The sequence below is a fragment of the Corynebacterium tuberculostearicum genome (genome assembly GCF_032821615.1).
GTDB classification, from domain to species: domain Bacteria; phylum Actinomycetota; class Actinomycetes; order Mycobacteriales; family Mycobacteriaceae; genus Corynebacterium; species Corynebacterium tuberculostearicum_H.
In genome coordinates this window covers 1-737 of the sequence record NZ_JAVBIF010000055.1, presented here as the reverse complement: position 1 = coordinate 737, position 737 = coordinate 1, and the positions used below count along the sequence as shown (strand labels likewise).

Annotated in this window: 1 pseudogene; it reads right to left on the bottom strand. The window is 53.3% G+C overall.

What is annotated here, in order from left to right:
- Window positions 1-107 precede the first annotated feature (107 nt).
- Window positions 108-614, bottom strand: a pseudogene (locus tag RAE09_RS11850) (transposase); the annotation flags it as partial.
- Window positions 615-737 lie beyond the last annotated feature (123 nt).

Here is a 737-nt window from a genome sequence, read left to right as displayed (position 1 = left end):
CTAGGAATGGTCAGTCCCGTCGACTTCGAAAACCACATTGGTCTAACCACCAGTAGAAAAGAAATAGCTGCCTAAACACTAGGTAGCCCCACTACGTGTCCACGAATTGCGGTCAACCCCACTTCTAGCTTGTTGGTCGTGCGTTCCAACCGTTGGTCTTGTTTAGTTTTGGTGAGGTAGGCAAAGAGGTGTCCTTGTTGGCTCATTTTCTTTAGCTGCAGGTAGATTCCGCGGTGAGTGTAGTGGGTGTACCACCACTTTTTGTTCCGGCGCTTGGACTTTGGAATCTGGTCGAAGGGAACGTCTTTGACGTAGGTTTTGGCTTTGAGCTGGGTGCTAAATACGGTGCCGAACTGTTGTAGTTTTACGGTCCATTCGGCTGCTTTATCCAGGTTGTCGACGGCGAGTAGTTCAAAGGAAAGTCGTTGTAATGCTTTGCCCATAGCGGAAGTGGGATGAAGGCCGGTGGCGCGTTGGATATTGCGTTTGACGTGGACAATGCAGCGTTGAACCGGGGTATTAGGCCACAAGTGGTGCAGTGCTTTAAGGCCTCCGGCATCCCCATCGCAGGTGACCAATTGTGGTGGGGCTAGTGGGTCGAGCAGGCGCGTGTAGGGGGCCTGGCCCCCGGAAAGTAGACACGTCGGGGGTTAGCTATGCTGCTTGGGTCAGTGTAGCTGAATTAAGCGCCTCGAAGTCATCGGGGGCTAGAAGGTTGCACCAGGAGTGCCGTCTGC